Genomic DNA, 17,973 nt, shown 5'->3' with positions numbered 1-17,973 from the left:
CTTGATGCTGGAATCCAGATAAAAAACCAGTCTGGAATGAAAAAAAGAGAGAGAACCTTTACACACCTCTCTCTTTGACTGAAGAAGCGTGGTTTTCAACTCTCACATCATCAGTTAATCCTCCTGGCAATTCCACAGCAGCATTAGACTTTTGCTTATTATTCATTGAACGATTACACTCAGGAGATCGCTTTTTACCCTTCGTACCTAAATTACTGTATCTTTTAACTCTCCTGTGTTCCTTTTGCTGTGGAGCAGGTGGACAGACAGCTAATTTTGGTTTTTCAGTTTTCCCTTCTTTTGCTTCTTTCTTTTCTTTATTCATTTTCTCCAGTTTTTGTACTTCACTATTTTTGTGACTTATAACAGATTTAGGTAGAGTGTCTACTAATTTTTCTATAGGCTTTGGTAAAATAGCACGTTCTTGCTTGTCTAGAACAATTGGCATTGGAACTTGAGATGAAAAATTAAATAGGGAAATTGGTGTGATTTCATTCACTTTTGTTTCTATTTCTTGATGAACTTCTTTTGATTCTGCTTTTTCTGCTTTTTTGTCTCTTTTTTCCTCAGTTACATCTTGCTCTACTACTGCTGCTAAATCAACTGCAAAAATTTCTGCAAACATTGCAATGACTGAGCCCACGAGAAAAGTTTGAAGCTTCAATTTTAAATTTTGCAACGCTTGCAAACGTTCGAGTATTGCTATTTCTTCTTCGGGAGATAATCCACCACTGAGTAATTTCTCCTGCAATTCTTTTATCTCTTTGTCTAGCCTTTTATCCCAGCTTAAGTCTAAATCTTTTTTGAAGATCTTTTTAACTAATTCCTTAAGCTTATCACGCAAAAACTTAATTATCGAAAGAAGCAGATTTTTCTCTTTCTTCTCCTTGAGCATTTTGTAGACTTTCGGATCTACATTTACTTCAAAAAGATTAAAGAGGGATTCAAAGAAATTTGCGAATACCCCTTGATTATCATCAGTAAAGTAATCCTCATTATCTTTTATCTGTAGCTCTACTTGAGATAATGTTTCATCAATGCAACTCGCAGCCTGACGCTCAAGCTCTATTCTCTTGAGCTCAGCTTTCCTAGCAAGCTCCTCCATGAATCCTTTTAATTCATTGAGCTTCTGCTCTGCAGAGAGATCTTGCTCCCTGATTCGACTAATGAAGATTGAGCTACCGTCCTCTTCGTTGTTATTGATTAAAAAATTTTCCATTGTTTTTTCTCCATTAATTGAATTACTGTTTCTATAATTGTTTAGAAAGTTTTTTACCATTTTATCTTAAGTCTATAAAACACAATAACTCAATCTTACAATATGAAGTATTTAATAAGTATTAATCTTAAAAAATATCAATAACCTATTAATATCTTTGCATTTATGCAATATATAGCCTAGCATATATTACGTAATTTTTCAAGAACATATTCACTATAACAGAAGACTTTCTTATTTGCCTCTAAAACACCTGCAAACCATATAATAAGAGAATATTATAATATTTAGTGTAATACTATACAATGTGATAAAATATAGTATAATACTAGCATACCACTGAATTAATACTGAGATATTCCTTTGCTTGATCAGTTAAAACACGTCCTCTTGGTGTGCGCTTTACGAAACTGACCTTGATTAAATAAGGTTCTACTGTTTCTTCAATATTGCCAACATCTTCAGATAGTGCAATAGATATGGTGTCAATTCCAACAGGTCCTGAGGTGTTAAACAAAAATCTTAGATAATCCATATCTAATTTATTTAGTCCCATTTTATCTATACCCAATTTTGACAGTGCAGAACCGGCGATTTCATGGGTAATTTTTTTATCATCTTTTACTTCAACAAAATCTCTTATTCTTCTGAGTAATCTCAAAGCAATTCTTGGAGTACCGCGGGCACGGCAGGCAATTTCCTGCACAGCATCCTTTTCGATTTCAGCACAAAGAACTCTTGCACCTCTTTTTATAATATCAACCAGTTCCTCAAAAGAATAAAACTCAAGATGTAGGGGAATACCAAAACGATCCCTCAGCGGTGCAGAAAGCAGTCCAAGCCGTGTTGTTGCCCCAATCAGTGTAAATGGTGGTAAATCTATTCTTAAAGTTCTGGTAGATGGGCCCTCACCTACTAGTATATCTAGGCAAAAATCTTCCATAGCAGTATACAAAACTTCCTCAATGCTACGATTTAATCTATGGATCTCATCGATAAATAGAACATCTTTTGCATTTAAAGTAGTGAGCACTGAAGCTAAGTCCCCAGCTTTACTAAGCAATGGACCAGAAGTTGCACGAAAGCTAACCCTTAACTCCTTAGAGACAATTTGTGCTAAAGTTGTTTTACCAAGCCCTGGAGGACCATAGAGCAATACGTGATCCAAAGCTTCAGCTCTCGTCTGTGCAGCATTTATAAACACTTTTAAATTTTGTATTAAGTCTTTTTGCCCGACAAAATCATCAAGTTGCTCAGGCCTGATATTTAAATTACGTACATCTTCAGAGTATTCCTTACTACATGATATTGACTTCATATTGTTTTAAGCGCCATACGAATAATATCTTTAGTGTCCAAGTTTGGTGATTCATCTTCTATTTTTTTTATTGTATCATAAGCTTTTGTTCTTTCATATCCAAGATTGATCAAAGCTGAAAGAGCATCTTCACTAATTGAGTGAAAATGATTGTTATTTGTCTCTAATTTACTTACTTTACCATTCAGCTCAGTAATAACTCGATTTATGAGTTTTAGGCCAAGTCCACTCACCTTAAGTGCTAGTTTATCCTCATTTATAATTGCCAAAAACAGTTGCTCTGGAGTTAATTTGCTCAAAATTGACATTGCGGTTTTATAGCTGACACCGCTCACTTTAACTAATAAACGCAGACACTGCTGTTCTTCTTTACTTATAAAGCCATATAGCTGAGTAACGTTTTCTCTGCTATTTACATAAGTGTCGATAAGTAATTTTACTCTACTTCCAATCGAACAAGCACTTAAAGTTTTGGCTGAAAGATATACTATGTAGCCAACATCATTCACATTCAGGATTATGTGATCGCTACACACCTCATCAACTATTCCTCTTAGATTTCCTATCATTTTTAGTACTTTATAAAATTCAGTTTAAATGCTCCTGAATCTTAGGTCAAGCAAACGAACATTATAGAAGTGATTCCAGTTTCAATCATTGTAGACAGGTTTGCAGGAAATCTATTTGAATATATTATTCCGGACCAGTATGTGACTGGACCACGGAGTTACTTCAGCAGCAGAATTGCGGTCTATTAACTAAGTAATAGAAATTTCTATCTTTGGCAAAATAAAGGTAATTGTTTGCTGTTTGCAAAAATATTTGCATAATTTAAGTAACATTACTTGATAAGAATTAACTATGGAGCTTAATAAGATTGCAGCATCGATTTTACTTTCTGGATTAATAATTATGATAGTTAGTAATGTAGTTGATATGCTCTATAACCCAGAGGATTATAAAATTGAACACCAAACAATAGTAGCAGCCAGCAATGAACCTCAGCAAAAGATTGAACAAGTGGCACTTGATATTGGGGAGCTCATGCAAAATGCTAGCTTTGAAAAGGGGAAGTCAGCAGCAAAAAAATGTATAGCTTGCCACAGTTTTGAGAAAGGTGGAATGAATAAAGTAGGACCAAACTTGTGGAACGTAGTTGAAAATAAAAAGGCCCATCTTCACAGTTCATTCAATTACTCAAAAGCACTGCTTGAAAAAGGTGGAAAATGGGGATATGAAGAATTATTTACTTTTTTAAAAAATCCAAAAGCCTATATAAAAGGTACACGTATGGCATTTGCAGGCATTTCCAATCCACAAGAAATTGCAGATCTAGTCAGCTATTTGCGTTCGATGAGCGATAGTCCGGTTGCCTTGCCAAAGTAGTATGAATTATTGTAAATTACTTAATGGAAGTAATGACCATATAGCATATCGAAAGCTACAAGGAAATAAAGCTTCCATAGTTTTTTTTGGTGGTTTTGCATCCAATATGGATGGAACTAAAGCAACTGCCATTTACAAATTTTGCCAAGAAAATGATGTAGCACTTGTGCTCTTTGATTATTTTGGCCACGGTAATTCAAGCGGTGACTTCGCTGATTATACAATAAGTGATTGGCAAAAAAATTGTGCTAAAGTGATAAGCGAATTAACTAGCAGCAAACAAATAATTATAGGCTCAAGTATGGGGGGATGGCTGATGCTGCTCACTGCCCTTCAATTTCCAGAAAAAACTGCAGCGCTAATTGGTATATCGTCTGCTCCTGACTTCACTGAAGATTTAATATTTAATCAATTGTCGGGTAGGCAAAAAGAAGAGCTGTGTTCTAAAGGTGTAATAGATTTTACTTCAGGGCACTGCGCATACAAAATAACTAAAAATTTGATCGAGGATGGCAGAAAGAATCTCCTTTTAAATCAAGAAACAATAGATATAAACTGTCCTGTGCGTTTATTGCACAGCATTAACGATAGAGATATTCCTTATCAAATTTCATTAAATTTAGCTAAAAAAATCAAATCAACAGACGTTGAAGTACACTTAATAAAATCAGCAGAGCACAATATGTCTGATAATTATTCACTGAAAATTTTATTTAAGACCATCAGAGAATTTTTACCAGAAGAAATATATAATTGAAGTAGCTCAGATTTGCAAGGTATGTTTATCTGGAATTATAGCTTCAGCAGTAAGCAATGTTACTCTTAATGACCTCAACATTTTCCCTTGGCAACTCTTTGATGAATCGAGAAGTGTACATTGGTTGCCATTGGTTATTCATTTCCCTTCTGTCTGCACATGAAATGATTAACCTTTCCTTTGCCCTGGTTATGCCAACATATGCAAGTCTCCTTTCTTCTTCTAAAGCTTTACCACTTTTATCTTCAAAAGATCTTTGATGAGGAAATAATCCCTCTTCCCAACCAGGTAGAAACACGCACGGGAATTCAAGTCCTTTGGCTGCATGAAGAGTCATAACATATACGGTGTCATCGTTATTCATATTATCCACTTCCATCACTAGACTTATATGCTCCAAGAAAGTTGTGGCATTATCGAAATTTTTTAAAGATGAGATGAGCTCCTTGACATTTTCTATTCGTACTAAGCCTGTTACCTCCTCATTTTCAAGCATTTCAATATACCCTGATTGGTTTGCTACGATTTTAACGAATTCATGCAGTGGTTTTACACTTACTATTTCTTCCCAAGCTTTAATTTTATTTAAAAAATCATTTAGTGAGAGTTTAATTCTTTCGGTTACTTGATCACTATTAACCAATATTTTTGCTGCCTCAAAAAAAGAAATTTTGTTATCCTGAGCAGTCGTGTATATTTTCTTTAGAGTTGTAGCTCCTATGCTTCTTTTTGGCCGATTTACGATCCTTTCGAAAGCTAAGTCATCGTTATTGTTTGTAACGAATCTTAAATATGCAATTATATCCCTGACTTCCTGACGTTCGTAGAATTTTACACCACTTATAATCTTGTAGGGAATTGAATATTTTATAAAATACTCTTCCAGAACTCTAGTCTGAAAAGTCGCCCTTACCAGCACTGCAATGTCACTAAATCTGTATTTATTGAGCTTTAATATCTGTTCGCTTATGAACCTTGCTTCAGCTTTTCCGTCCCATAATTTTATTAGATTTACCTTTTCCCCTTCAACGTTTGTTGTCCACAATTTTTTTTCTAAGCGAGTCTTATTGTGATTGATAACATATGACGCAGTTGCAAGTATGTGGGATGTTGACCTGTAGTTACACTCCAGTTTAAAGGTTTTTGCATTTTTAAAATCATCGGAAAATTTCAAAATATTTTCAACTTCTGCACCACGCCAACTGTATATCGACTGGTCATCATCTCCTACACAGCAAATATTTGAATGCTCTTTTGCAAGGTATTTTAGCCAAAGATATTGTATTGCATTTGTATCTTGATACTCATCTACCATGACATACTTAAACTTGTTTTGGTAGTAAGATAGAACCTCAGTCTTTTTATTAAAAAGTTGTATGTTATATAACAATAAGTCACCAAAATCGACAGAGTTAAGGAATTTTAACCTTTCCTGATACTGGTAATAGACTTTGAGTGCAGTTACGTAAACTGGCCTAAATGATTGAACATCTTCCACTTCAGACGGCAATAAACACTTCTCTTTCCACTGCTGGATGATATTCATAATGGTCTTACATTTTTCTGATAGGTAATCAGGGCTTATTTCATTAATAATATTTTTTATTACCTGTAATTGATCATCCACACCAATAATTGTAAAATTGCAATTTAAGCCTACAATTTCAGCATGATGACGTAAAATTTTCGCTGCAATTGCATGGAAAGTGCCAAGCCATGGTATGTTTGTACCCGTTAGCTCAAGCACTCTTGATACCATCTCATTTGCTGCTTTATTTGTAAATGTAACTGCTAAGATCTCATCAGAGTAAGCATAGCCATTTCGAATTATGTGCGCTATCCTTGAAGTGATCGTTCTTGTTTTTCCTGTTCCGGCTCCTGCTAGTATCAAAACTGGTCCATTCACGTTAGTTACAGCTAATTGTTGCTCTGGATTTAGCAGTGAGAGATAATCGTTCATTGAAGCCCTATAGACTATAACTTCGTAAAGTTAAACCTATGATCCAAATATTGTAAAGATTTTATTGAATAGAACAGTTTAAAGAATGCTTCACTCAAGTACTACATATTTAAACGTAGGTTTTTTATCTATCTTGTTTTAGTAGCTTCAGGTGTATGTCGAGTAACAACAACTTGATTTGAGGTATTGGCACTAGAGCTTCTGCTTGTTGGATGAATAGGTGGAGTTTGGAATGGCTTATATGTACGGTTTAGCTCCTTCATTTCTACTTCTTCAACTTCAACAAGGAGTTTTTCCTTTGGGGTATAGTGATTACACATTGCAGGTCGTTCAGTGAGATTTTCATATGTTTCTTTCAACCAAGCTCCAATATCATATATAAATCCATATGCTTTTTCTTTAAATTCTCTCAATGATCTACTGAAACTTGCTAATGTGTTATTAAAGTAAATTGTCATATAGTCTCTTGTGGTGTATTGATAACTTTCTCCATTTAATCTGCTACTTTGTGCGTTAGAACTATTGTTGCTTTTGAAATAACCAAATATGTTGTACATTTTGAGCTATCGCTGACTATTAATATGTATACATTATATATTAATAAATCAAGATTGTCAAGAGTGTTTATTGCATTACTGAGGAGCTGAAGCTTGTAGTACGATGTTTTCAAATCTTTAATATAGTATTGACTTTACAGCAACAATTACCTTAAGTTAGTAACTATTGTTGCAGTTAAAAGTATCAATGCATTTTTTCTTTTATTTTTTTGCAATTCTAAGCATCTTATCTGCTGTTTGTGTAATTAGCGTAAGGAATCCTGTGCATGCAGTGTTATTTTTAATTTTCACTTTCGTTAACTCTGCAGTGCTTTTTATTCTCCTTGGAGCTGAATTCATTGCTATGATGGTGCTAATAGTATACATCGGTGCAGTTGCAGTGTTGTTCCTCTTTGTAGTTATGATGCTCGATATTGATTACATAAGGTTGCGCCAGGGTTTTGCGAAGCATTTCACTCTTGGTGCTATATTATGTGTTGTGTTTTTTCTAGTCATCAGCTTTGTAATCCGCAGCTCAGCACCCAACATAAGCAATGTTATAAACTATAATACTAATAACGTGAAAGCTATTGGTAATTTGCTCTACACTGACTACATGTACGCTTTTCATCTCTCTGGTATTCTGCTGCTTGTTGCAATTGTTGGTGCAATTGCTCTTACTTTGCAGGACAAGAAAAAAAGAGTTAAAAAACAGAATGTATTAAAGCAATTGATACAATCTTCATCTGTAAAATTGGTTAAGGCTAAATTTGGAAAAGGAGTAGAATGGAAATAGGATTAAATCACTTTTTGATAATTGCTGCTGTTTTGTTCACTATTGGGATGTGTGGTATTTTCATCAACCGTAAGAGCATAATCAACATACTGTTATCAATAGAAATATTATTGCTGGCGATTAACATCAATTTAGTTGCTTTTTCTGCCTTTATGAATGATATAGTTGGGCAAATTTTTGTGATGTTTGTGTTGACTGTTGCGGCAGCAGAGTCAGGAGTTGGGCTTGCAATATTGGTTGTATATTATAGAAGCCGTGGCAATATAGACGTTGAACAAGCAAATTTAATGAAAGAATGAAAGTATGATAGATATACTGAAATTAATAGTATTTCTGCCACTTTTTGGTTCATTGTTTGGAGCGTTTTTTAGAAAAAGTCAGTTAGTTACAACGGCAGGGATTGGAATATCTGCAGTTTTATCTTGGTATGTTTTTCTCACCTTCTCTGAAAATTATCACTTGAGTTTATTTCCTCTATTTTCATTAAGTGTATTAAAAGTAAATTGGGCAATTAATGTGGATGCTCTCTCATCCTTAATGCTTATTGTTATTACCACCGTTTCACTGGTAGTCCACCTCTATTCTATCGGTTATATGGAGCATGATAAGGGGAAGTCGAGGTTTTTTTCTTACCTATCGCTATTTACGTTTTGCATGATTGTGCTGGTTGTAAGCGATAATTTTGTGCAGCTTTTTTTTGGCTGGGAAGGGGTTGGCCTGTGTTCTTATTTACTCATAGGATTTTGGTTCCAAAAATATTCTGCAAATAATGCGGCAATTAAAGCATTTGTTGTGAATAGGGTAGGAGATTTTGCACTATTGATTGGGATCTTTCTCATTTATTATACATTTCACTCTTTGAAATTTACTGAAATTTTTGACACAGCTGATTTTCTTGGCACGCAGAACATTAGAGCATTCTGCTGTGAATTTAAAATAATTCATATAATATGCATATTACTTTTTATTGGCTGTATGGGTAAATCTGCACAGCTTGGTTTACATGTTTGGTTGCCAGATGCAATGGAAGGGCCAACCCCTGTTTCTGCACTCATTCACGCAGCAACGATGGTAACAGCAGGTATATTTTTAGTAGCAAAATGTTCTCCATTATTTGAGCTATCAAATGTGGCACGAGAATTAATAGTTATTGTTGGTGCACTTACTGCTTTTTTTGCAGCCACCGTTGCGATTACTCAGGATGATATAAAAAAAATAATTGCTTATTCAACCTGCAGTCAACTTGGTTATATGTTCATGGCATGTGGGCTTTCTGCTTACAATGTTGCTATTTTTCATTTAATGACACACGCTTTTTTTAAAGCTCTACTATTTCTTGGTGCTGGCAATGTAATTCATGCAATGCATCATGAGCAAAGCATTCAGAAAATGGGAAATTGCTGGAAGAAAATCCCTTGCACTTACACTCTCATGTGGATTGGGTCTCTTGCGCTTTCTGGAATATTTCCATTTGCAGGTTTTTACTCAAAGGATTTGATAATTGAACATGCTTATAGCACGGATAGCTTTGCTTTTGTAATAAGCTTAGTTGTTGCATTCTTTACAGCATTCTACTCTTGGAGGTTGTTGCTTCTTGTGTTCCATAGCCAAAAACAAAGTAAAATTAATATACATGAAGCACCAAAGATTATGCTTATACCATTACTGATACTTGCTTTTGGATCGGTATTTTCTGGAGTGTGGGGAGCAAATATTTTGAACATAACTAGTAATGCGTTTTGGAAATCAAGTTTAATGATGATTGATGAGCATGGAGTTCATAATTTCTTTATAAAACTACTGCCAACCTTAGCAAGCCTAAGTGGAATAGCACTTGCGTACCTAATTTACCAATATCAAGTAATTAGGCAAATTAAGAGTAAATTTTTACTTAAGTTTTTGCAGAATAAATGGTACTTTGATGAGGTGTATGAGTTTGTTATAATTGCACCGATAAGGTTTATATCTAGGCTTCTATGGAAGTTTGATGTTAAGGCTATTGATTCATTTGGACCAAATGGTGTTGTAAGGTTGGTTAATGAATGTTCAAAAAGTTCTATAAAGTTACAAACTGGTTATATATTTGATTATGCATTTATTATGTTTGTTACTTTAATAATCGGTGCTTTATATATTATTGGAATTAAATAGAAGGTGTTGTTACTTAGTATATTCTTACTTCCACTGATAGGAGCGTTGATTTTATCCTCGATCAGGATTAATCATCAATCTATACACCTAAAATTCCTTGCCCTATTTTTTGCTATACTTCCATTTTTGCTTAGCATTGTAGCTTGTATAGAATTTGATTATAACAATGCGGACTTTCAGTTTGTCAGCTATCCAATCAAGAATGTAGGAATAGGGATAGATGGTATATCGTTGCTTTTCCTTCTGCTTACAACTTTCTTGTTTGTAATTTGTATACTCTATAACTGCAAAATGAGTTATACAACCCTTAGGCCATATATGGCATTATTTCTACTGCTTGAGAGTTTTGTAGTCGGTTTTTTCGTTTCACTGAATGCTATAAGCTTTTATGTGTTTTTTGAAGCTGTTTTAATACCAATGTTCTTTATTATTGGCATTTGGGGAGGGAAGCAAAGGATATATGCGACGTTTAAGTTATTTCTTTATACATTAACTGGCTCATTATTATTTCTGCTTGGCTTGGTGTATATCTATAGTACTTTTGGGACGTTTAATATACAAAAATTAGCTACATTAGTGCCAAGCCTTGATCTTGAAGTGCAGTCATTGCTGTGGATTACATTTTTTATTTCTTTTGCAATAAAAGTACCTATGTTTCCATTTCACACTTGGCTTCCTGATGCGCATGTGCAATCACCAACTTCTGGATCTGTGATTTTAGCTGGCTTGCTTATTAAAATGGGGGGATATGGATTTTTAAGGTTTTCTATTCCAATGCTTCCTCAGGCAAGTTTGTATTTTTCAAATTTCGTTGTTGTGCTGAGCATTATTGCGGTGATATATGCTTCGCTAGTTGCGTTTGCTCAAGATGATATAAAGAAGTTAATAGCTTATTCTTCAATAGCACATATGGGGATCGTTACCGCTGGCCTCTTTTCATTTTGTGAGGAAGGAGTACTGGGTAGTATATTTCAAATGATTAGTCATGGCCTTATTTCTGCTGCTTTATTTTTGTGTGCTGGAATGCTATATACTCGAACTGGGACTTTGGAGATTGCAAAATATTTTGGCATAGTAAACACAATGCCAAAATTTGGTTTTATGTTCATTTTATTTTCAATGGCTTCAATAGGGCTACCTGGAACATCTGGATTCATAGGTGAGTTTTTGGCTATGGTTGGAATGTTTAAGAGCATAGGGTTTTTTACAGGATTTATCGCACTTGGCACTATTTTAAGCGCAGTTTATATGCTGAATTTATGTAAGCAAATAATATGGGGGGTTAGCTATTCTAAATTATTAAATAACCGCTTGGATAGTATAGAATTTTCTGTCTTAATTCTGCTTGCAGTGTTTGTTATTTTGCTTGGATTCTACCCAACCCTTGCACTGAATTATTTGAAGCCATGTATGGCAAATTTGTTAGTCAAATATAATGCGCTATGAATTATATACAGATATTGCCGGAAACGTTCTCTATTATCTCCTCGTTAGTGTTGCTACTGCTTGGAATTATATTTAACCGCCGAACTATCAACTTATTAGCACTTGGCTGCACAGTGGTAACTTTGATTATTTTAATTATTTCGGCAGAAAACAATGAAATTTTTCTCTTTAATTCGTTGTTAAAACTCAATTTATACATCAGGTCAGCCCAAGGGTTAATTCTCAGCACAGGAATTTTAATACTTTTGATGCTGAATTTATCAAAATATGACTATAAATATGAATTTTCAATACTGATTCTTTTTGCGCTATTTGGCATGATAACTTTGGTTTCAGCAAATAGTCTGATTTCTTTTTATTTAGCTTTTGAGTTGATGAGTATATCTTTGTATGTTCTTGCGAGCTTTAATAAAGATTCGATTTATTCATGTGAAGCAGGAGTGAAATATTTTACACTTAGTGCACTATCTTCCTGCATTATGCTGTATGGTATGTCATTGCTTTATGGATATACAGGACAAGTCAATTTCTCTGAGCTCGGTTCATTCTTGCAAAACCATCAGATAACTTATGGAATAGTTTTTGGGTTAGTTTTTATCCTTATTGGTTTGTGTTTCAAGCTTGCTATTGCTCCTTTTCATATGTGGGCTCCAGATGTCTATCAAGGTGCACCTACCATAGTAACTGCGTTTTTTTCTACAGCTCCAAAAGCTGCACTTGTAACATTTTTAATTCGATTGATGAATGAAGAGTTAGTAAATGTAAAAAGTTATGTTCAGCCTATTTTCTTATACGTTTCAGCATTGTCTGTGCTTATCTCAGCTTTTGGGGCCTTGCGTCAGCAAAACTTAAAAAGGCTGCTTGCTTACAGTTCAATTGGTCACATTGGTTTCATATTTGCTTCACTTTCTATTTTTACACAAGCAGGAACAGATAGTGCCTTAATGTATTTGGTGATATATATCATCACAAGCATAGGGCTATTCTCATATCTCGTACAAATTGACGATGACGATTGTGATATTGCAAACTTGTCTGGTATAGGGAAGAAACGCCCAATTGTAGCATTTCATCTTTCTGTGCTGTTACTCTCGATGTCGGGAATACCTCCACTTGCAGGTTTTATCGCTAAATTTTTTATATTCAAAAGTTTAATAAATTCTGGCTTTATCAGCCTGTCTTTGATCCTTGTAATAGCGAGTGTGATATCATGCTACTATTATTTAAATATCATGAAAGTTATGTATTTTGATAAAGCTAGTGGTAATAAGGTTGCTTATTCTAAGGGTCTATTCATTATCACTTCAGTGGCTTCACTTATCAACCTCGTTCTTTTCTTATACGCAGAAGATCTTTACTCATTGATTGGTTCATTGACAAATTAACAATTTAGTGTTTATAATTAGTGATTAATTAATATTTTGTGGTGAAAAATGAGTAAAAGAAAAACTGTTTTGAAATTTTCAATTGCCGCTCTCTTGCTAGGAGGATCGAGCACTGTAGCTGTTTTATATTTCCCTTATGTTGCTTTAGCAATTAAATTTGGTATTGTAATTTCTACAACTCCTCTGGCAATTTTTGCCATTTCTGTAGTTGCTGCATTAGCTTCAGTAATTACATTAGCAGCATTTACTATTTCTGCCATACGCAGTAAGGGTAAATCTAATAAGGTTAATAGCGAACCAAGAAGTAAAAATGAAGAAAAAGGACAAAGTCTAGTACAAGAAAAAGATGCACCTACTCCTACGCCACCGTTGCTTTCGCAAGAGCCTGAAAAGTCGGTTATTCCTATTCCACAACAACCACCAGTTGATGATCCAGTGGAAGAAACAGAAACACCGCAACCTGGAAACGTTATGGTTAATGGTGCTGATCAGCAAGCTAACCAAACAGAGGAATCGTTGCCACCATATCCAGAAACTACCTCGCCTCTGAATAGCATAAACCAGAATCAACCATGCGAACAAACTATAGAGAACACATTATTAGATTCATTGCCTTCTTATCCAAGCACGTCTTCTCCTCTAAACAGTCTAGATCAAACATTCCCTAGCTTACCAATATTTGTTAAATTACGGGTAGCACTTGATCAATTTAAACAGCAGCAGCATAATGGTATTGATTCTCACAAAGCTGATGATGTATGTAGTGTAACTTCAACTGACGTTTCAATAACTACATCTGTGTCTTGTTCTAATCATGCTAGTATGACAGATAGTTATACTTCTTGGAGTACTAATTGGGATGATTCAACTATACAATCACTAGCTTACCAACATGAATCATCTGTAACCTCAATAACTGAAGATGTGGAAAGCGGTCCTGAAGCAATTCCCTATAAAGTAAATGACAATAGGAATCCATATAGCAGTATGCAATCACCTGTATCATCAAGCTTTGATAACCGTAGCAACAGTTTACCTGAACAAAAGAGTTTTTGATACAATTAAGAAAATGATCCCTGAAACATTTGAGGGTTTTCATATTCATCATTACAAAGAAGTTTCAAGCACTAATAGAGAAGCGTTGGATTTAATTGATAAAGGAATATCAAATGAAACTGTTATTATTGCCGATAAACAAACAGAAGGCAGGGGGCGCACCGGAAAAAGTTGGGTTTCTCCAGAAGGTAATCTCTATGCGAGTTTGATAGTAAACCTCTTTAACGATTATCTAAGTGAAAATCAGTTTTCGGTGTCATTCCAGCGCGTGACGCTGGAATCTAGAAAAAAAGAAGAATGGTCAAGCACACAACTGTACAAACGTTGTGGTATTCCCACCAAGGATGATGTCATCCCAGTGCCCAGACACTGGGATCCAGAAAACTTAATTACAAATGGGCACATCAGGCAACTGTGTAATAAGAACTGGATTCCAGTGTCACGCACTGGAATGACATCGGATGGTGCTGGAATAACAGTAGGCTTAACGAGTCAAGTTAAAGACATCAGCAAATTAACAGAATTGACTTTTGTGACTGCTCTTGCTGTAGGGAATACTTTATTATCGTTAAATTTCTTGAATAATCAAACCCACTGCGGTGTCATTCCAGTGTGTGACACTGGAATCCATACTTTTTCTTCTGGATTCCAGTGTCAAAGCACTGGGATGACAAGAGATCCATTCATAAACGATCTCAATCTTCAATATAAATGGCCAAATGATGTTCTAATCGATGGCAAGAAAATAAGTGGAATATTGCTTGAAAGAAAGTCCAATTCGAATTGGCTGATTATAGGAATTGGAATTAATATCAATCATGCACCACTTCCAGGAACAACGTGCATTAGCAATTACGGTGAGTCTGTATCTAACATAGATCTATTAAAGGAATTAATAATAAATTTTAACAAGCTAAGAAAGCAATGGCTATTTGATGGGTTTTATGCTATAAGAGAAATGTGGTTAAAAAAAGCATTCAAAATGAATGAGCAAATCAGTGTAAAGTTAGCTGACAAATTGTATGAAGGAATTTTTGCTGATATAGATAAAAGTGGTAAATTGGTATTGCAGCAAAAGGATGGAAGCTTAATTTATTTTGATGCAGGTGAGTTATTTATTGGCAGTGCATTATGAATACATATGTAATTTTTGCTTACCTTATTAGTTTCATACTGATTGGTGGAAATTTGATTTTTACCGTTTCTTGCTATATAAAAAGTAAAAAAAACTTAGAAAATCTTAAAAGCACCAATGAAGAAGAAACATAAGCGATTAATTATAACTTCAGGAATTTTCTGCTTTTTAAGTTGTGCAGTTTTTTTTATTTTAACAACGCTCAAAGAAAATATCTCATTTTTCTATACAGTAAGTGAAGCCATAGTTTTGCCAAATAATCAAAAGCCAATCCGTGTTGGTGGAATGGTTGTTGAAAATAGCGTGATACGGAGCGAAAACGAAGTAGTTTTTCAAATGACAGATTTTAATAAGAGCGTTATGGTGAAATATCAAGGGATACTTCCACCGATGTTTTCAGAAAAAAGTGGTATTGTTGTGCAAGGTAAAATGTTTGATAATAGTACCTTTCTTGCAGATACAGTGTTTGCAAAACATGATGAGAACTATATGCCAAAAGTTTTAAAATAGATTCCCTAATTCAGCTGTATTGAAACGATATGTAGAGAGAGTAACAGCCTGCTAGCAAGCTGTTACTTTCCTAACTACTAGAGTATATCAAGATGGGTTGGTGCGTCCTCAAGTAACATATCATTTACTTTAGCTAGTAAATTTACTAGATCTTCTTTTTGTAATCCTCCTAAATTATTATTCAAGCTACCAATAAGCTTTATATTAATATCGTCAACTAATTGATCAATTGTGTTTTTAACAACCACACCACTAACCGGTTTGTTAAGGTTCTGTACATTCTGATCAAGACCTGTCTTAAGTGTAATATGATCAAGAGTTTTTATAGGTTGTCTGTTACTACTAATACCAAAATCCATTACTGACCGAACAAATAAGAAACATTACAAACTCGTTTAATAGTAGTACTGGAAATATTGACAATAAAATTACACAAAACATCTTCAAGTAAACCTATGGTATCGTAGATACTATTGCGTAAAGTATTGTATTTGATATATTGCCACAACCTTTCAACAGGATTCAGTTCCGGTGAATAAGGAGGCAAGTATATGATGGTAATGTTTTCCTGAATTTTCAAACTTTTTGATCTATGCCAACTTGCACAATCCATTACAAGAAAGGCTTCTTTCGTGCCTAAATCTTTCGACATCTGCTCCAGAAATATATTCATACAATCAGTGTTTACATATGGAGCAAGTAGGCTAATTTTCTTACCACTTCTTGGATTTACCGCACTGTAGATATAGAAATTTTGTCTACCAATTTTCATTTTAACCTGTGTTCTGACCCCTTTTTTAAACCATCCGTGTCCGATTTTTGAATGAGTTCCAAATCGTGATTCATCAAAAAAATACCTCCTTTTCAGGGTGGGAATTGACTATTTTATTGAAGTATTTTTTAAACTCTTCTTGCTTGTTTTTATCTTGTTTATGGTGAATTGGCCTCGGTGTTATGTAAGAAAACTTCATCCTTTGTATCTCACGGTGCACTGTTGATTTGCTAATGTTTAGGCCAAATTCCTCTGAGATTTTTATTTGCACTTCCTTAATAGTAATATTTGGATTTCTTTCTACCCATATTTCAATTTGCTCACGTTGATTTTTGTTTAATTTGCTTTTTCTTCGCCGCTGAGACGGGGAAAATAATCTTTCTACTCTACCAAATTTTAGATGCTTTATCCATTCAGTCAAAGCAGTCCTTGAAATTTTACATATTCTTGCCACAGCGCTTATACTACTTTCTTTTCCTGCTATCACCGCTTGTAACTTTTTTGAAACATATGCGTTATTTCTGACCTTTTTTAACATTTCTTTCGCCAAATTTACAACTTTTTCGTCTAATAGTTTTGACCTTAATGCCATTTATACCTCTCTATTTTATCTACTTTAGTATCACTTCTTTCCCATTATTGTCTATCTGTTCTTTATATAGTGGGAATTGGTATAACAATAACACTATTCGTACCTTGTAAAAGGTTTTGCGAGTTCTTACTCATATAAATGACCTCCATAAATCATTAAAGTTTAAATTATTTTTTAGTTTCACATGCAAACTATTTTTTCTTTTAACTCATAAACATTAATTTATAAGTATCCAAGTTCGCACTAAACATCTACTACTGTAAATTCAGTACTAGTATCTTGAAAGACGTAAGGTGATAGATGTGCATTACCCAACTTTGCTTCACTTTGCTCAGGAAGCATCTGGTCAATCCTACCTATAAAATCTTCTATCTTTTCATTTTGTTTTTCAAATTCCCCTTTTAATGCATTAATAATCCCAACTGTACCTAAATAGTATGTGGAGAGAGTAACAGCCTGCTAGCAAGCTGTTACTTTCCTAACTACTAGAGTATATCAAGACCACCGGTTGGTGCGTCCTCAGGTGATATCTCACTTACTTTAGTTTTTAAATCGTCTAGCTGTTTTTGTAATCCTCTACTTTTGTTGCCTATTGCCTCTTCCAAAACTTTAATTCTAATTAGCTCGGTTCCTGAATTATTATTCAAGCTAACAATAATATTGGTATTAATATCGTCAACTAATTGATCAATTGCTTTTTTAACAGTCTCACCACTAACCGGTCTGGTAAAGTTCTGTACATCCTCACCACTATTTTTCTTAAGTGTAATATAATCAAGAGTTTTCATAGATTGTTTGTTACTACTAACAATAGCATTATTCGTACCTTGTAAAAGGTTTTGCGAGTTCTTACTCATATAAATGACCTCCATAAATCATTAAAGTTTAAATTATTTTTTAGTTTCACATGCAAACTATTTTTTCTTTTAACTCATAAACATTAATTTATAAGTA

At 34.3% G+C, this 17,973-nt stretch carries 18 protein-coding genes; 10 read left to right on the top strand and 8 right to left on the bottom strand.

The annotated features are described in order from the left end of the window. Positions 1-58 precede the first annotated feature (58 nt). From ABWU24_RS04120 to ruvA, 3 genes are all read right to left on the bottom strand, one after another. A complete protein-coding gene (locus ABWU24_RS04120; protein ID WP_341815625.1) occupies positions 59-1,279 on the bottom strand; it encodes a hypothetical protein in 1,221 nt (406 codons plus the stop codon). 268 nt (positions 1,280-1,547) lie between these two features. After that, positions 1,548-2,537, bottom strand: a complete 990-nt coding sequence (ruvB, locus tag ABWU24_RS04115; RefSeq protein WP_341815624.1) for a Holliday junction branch migration DNA helicase RuvB — start codon at positions 2,535-2,537, stop codon at positions 1,548-1,550. After that, positions 2,534-3,106, bottom strand: a complete 573-nt coding sequence (ruvA, locus tag ABWU24_RS04110; protein ID WP_015588234.1) for a Holliday junction branch migration protein RuvA — start codon at positions 3,104-3,106, stop codon at positions 2,534-2,536. Before ruvA ends, ruvB begins: the two co-directional genes overlap by 4 nt. Before the next feature lie 292 nt (positions 3,107-3,398). Here ruvA and ABWU24_RS04105 point away from each other — a divergent pair, with 292 nt between their 5' ends. Both ABWU24_RS04105 and ABWU24_RS04100 read left to right on the top strand, forming a co-directional pair. After that, complete coding sequence (locus ABWU24_RS04105; protein WP_015588235.1) at positions 3,399-3,923, top strand: c-type cytochrome; 525 nt, start codon at positions 3,399-3,401, stop codon at positions 3,921-3,923. Between the two features lies 1 nt (position 3,924). Continuing rightward, on the top strand, positions 3,925-4,680 hold the full coding sequence (locus ABWU24_RS04100) for an alpha/beta hydrolase (RefSeq protein WP_015588236.1): 756 nt from the start codon (positions 3,925-3,927) through the stop codon (positions 4,678-4,680). A 43-nt stretch (positions 4,681-4,723) separates the two neighbouring features. Here ABWU24_RS04100 and ABWU24_RS04095 read toward each other — a convergent pair whose 3' ends face one another. Continuing rightward, positions 4,724-6,640, bottom strand: coding sequence for an ATP-dependent helicase (locus tag ABWU24_RS04095; RefSeq protein WP_015588237.1), 1,917 nt, complete (start codon positions 6,638-6,640; stop codon positions 4,724-4,726). 128 nt (positions 6,641-6,768) lie between these two features. Further along, positions 6,769-7,197: a hypothetical protein gene (locus ABWU24_RS04090; RefSeq protein ID WP_015588238.1), complete on the bottom strand. Its 429-nt coding sequence runs from the start codon at positions 7,195-7,197 to the stop codon at positions 6,769-6,771. A 187-nt stretch (positions 7,198-7,384) separates the two neighbouring features. Here ABWU24_RS04090 and ABWU24_RS04085 point away from each other — a divergent pair, with 187 nt between their 5' ends. From ABWU24_RS04085 to ccmE, 8 genes are all read left to right on the top strand, one after another. Then, positions 7,385-7,972 (top strand): NADH-quinone oxidoreductase subunit J, encoded by a 588-nt coding sequence (locus ABWU24_RS04085; RefSeq protein WP_135352799.1) that lies wholly within the window; start codon positions 7,385-7,387, stop codon positions 7,970-7,972. Then, positions 7,963-8,271, top strand: a complete 309-nt coding sequence (nuoK, locus tag ABWU24_RS04080; protein ID WP_015588240.1) for an NADH-quinone oxidoreductase subunit NuoK — start codon at positions 7,963-7,965, stop codon at positions 8,269-8,271. The genes ABWU24_RS04085 and nuoK overlap by 10 nt, the downstream gene beginning before the upstream one ends. A gap of 4 nt (positions 8,272-8,275) precedes the next feature. Further along, a complete protein-coding gene (nuoL, locus tag ABWU24_RS04075; protein WP_341815622.1) occupies positions 8,276-10,123 on the top strand; it encodes an NADH-quinone oxidoreductase subunit L in 1,848 nt (615 codons plus the stop codon). Between the two features lie 3 nt (positions 10,124-10,126). Beyond that, the gene (locus tag ABWU24_RS04070) at positions 10,127-11,569 is read left to right on the top strand and encodes a NuoM family protein (RefSeq protein WP_341815621.1); all 1,443 of its coding nucleotides are present in this window, start codon (positions 10,127-10,129) and stop codon (positions 11,567-11,569) included. Beyond that, complete coding sequence (locus ABWU24_RS04065; protein WP_341815620.1) at positions 11,566-12,954, top strand: NADH-quinone oxidoreductase subunit N; 1,389 nt, start codon at positions 11,566-11,568, stop codon at positions 12,952-12,954. Before ABWU24_RS04070 ends, ABWU24_RS04065 begins: the two co-directional genes overlap by 4 nt. Positions 12,955-13,002: 48 nt before the next feature. Further along, a complete protein-coding gene (locus ABWU24_RS04060; RefSeq protein ID WP_341815619.1) occupies positions 13,003-14,010 on the top strand; it encodes a hypothetical protein in 1,008 nt (335 codons plus the stop codon). Between the two features lie 13 nt (positions 14,011-14,023). Then, entirely contained in the window at positions 14,024-15,145 is a 1,122-nt protein-coding gene (locus ABWU24_RS04045) for a biotin--[acetyl-CoA-carboxylase] ligase (RefSeq protein ID WP_410542175.1), read from the top strand. 117 nt (positions 15,146-15,262) lie between these two features. Next, entirely contained in the window at positions 15,263-15,655 is a 393-nt protein-coding gene (ccmE, locus tag ABWU24_RS04040) for a cytochrome c maturation protein CcmE (RefSeq protein WP_353274491.1), read from the top strand. A gap of 77 nt (positions 15,656-15,732) precedes the next feature. On the opposite strand, the gene ABWU24_RS04035 is transcribed toward ccmE, so the two are convergent. The 3 genes from ABWU24_RS04035 to ABWU24_RS04025 all read right to left on the bottom strand — a co-directional run bounded on the left by ABWU24_RS04035 (position 15,733) and on the right by ABWU24_RS04025 (position 17,876). After that, positions 15,733-16,014: a hypothetical protein gene (locus tag ABWU24_RS04035; RefSeq protein ID WP_353274489.1), complete on the bottom strand. Its 282-nt coding sequence runs from the start codon at positions 16,012-16,014 to the stop codon at positions 15,733-15,735. Beyond that, a protein-coding gene (locus tag ABWU24_RS04030) for an IS630 family transposase (protein WP_353274215.1) occupies positions 16,014-17,019 on the bottom strand; the annotation gives its coding sequence in 2 pieces (ribosomal slippage) (positions 16,014-16,508 and positions 16,510-17,019; 1,005 coding nt in all). The genes ABWU24_RS04035 and ABWU24_RS04030 overlap by 1 nt, the downstream gene beginning before the upstream one ends. 485 nt (positions 17,020-17,504) lie before the next feature. Next, on the bottom strand, positions 17,505-17,876 hold the full coding sequence (locus tag ABWU24_RS04025) for a hypothetical protein (protein WP_341815616.1): 372 nt from the start codon (positions 17,874-17,876) through the stop codon (positions 17,505-17,507). Positions 17,877-17,973 lie beyond the last annotated feature (97 nt).

This window comes from Wolbachia endosymbiont (group B) of Hofmannophila pseudospretella (assembly GCF_964028515.1).
In the GTDB taxonomy this organism is placed as follows: domain Bacteria; phylum Pseudomonadota; class Alphaproteobacteria; order Rickettsiales; family Anaplasmataceae; genus Wolbachia.
Note: the sequence above shows the minus strand (reverse complement) of the source record. Positions and strands in the feature narration are given on the sequence as shown.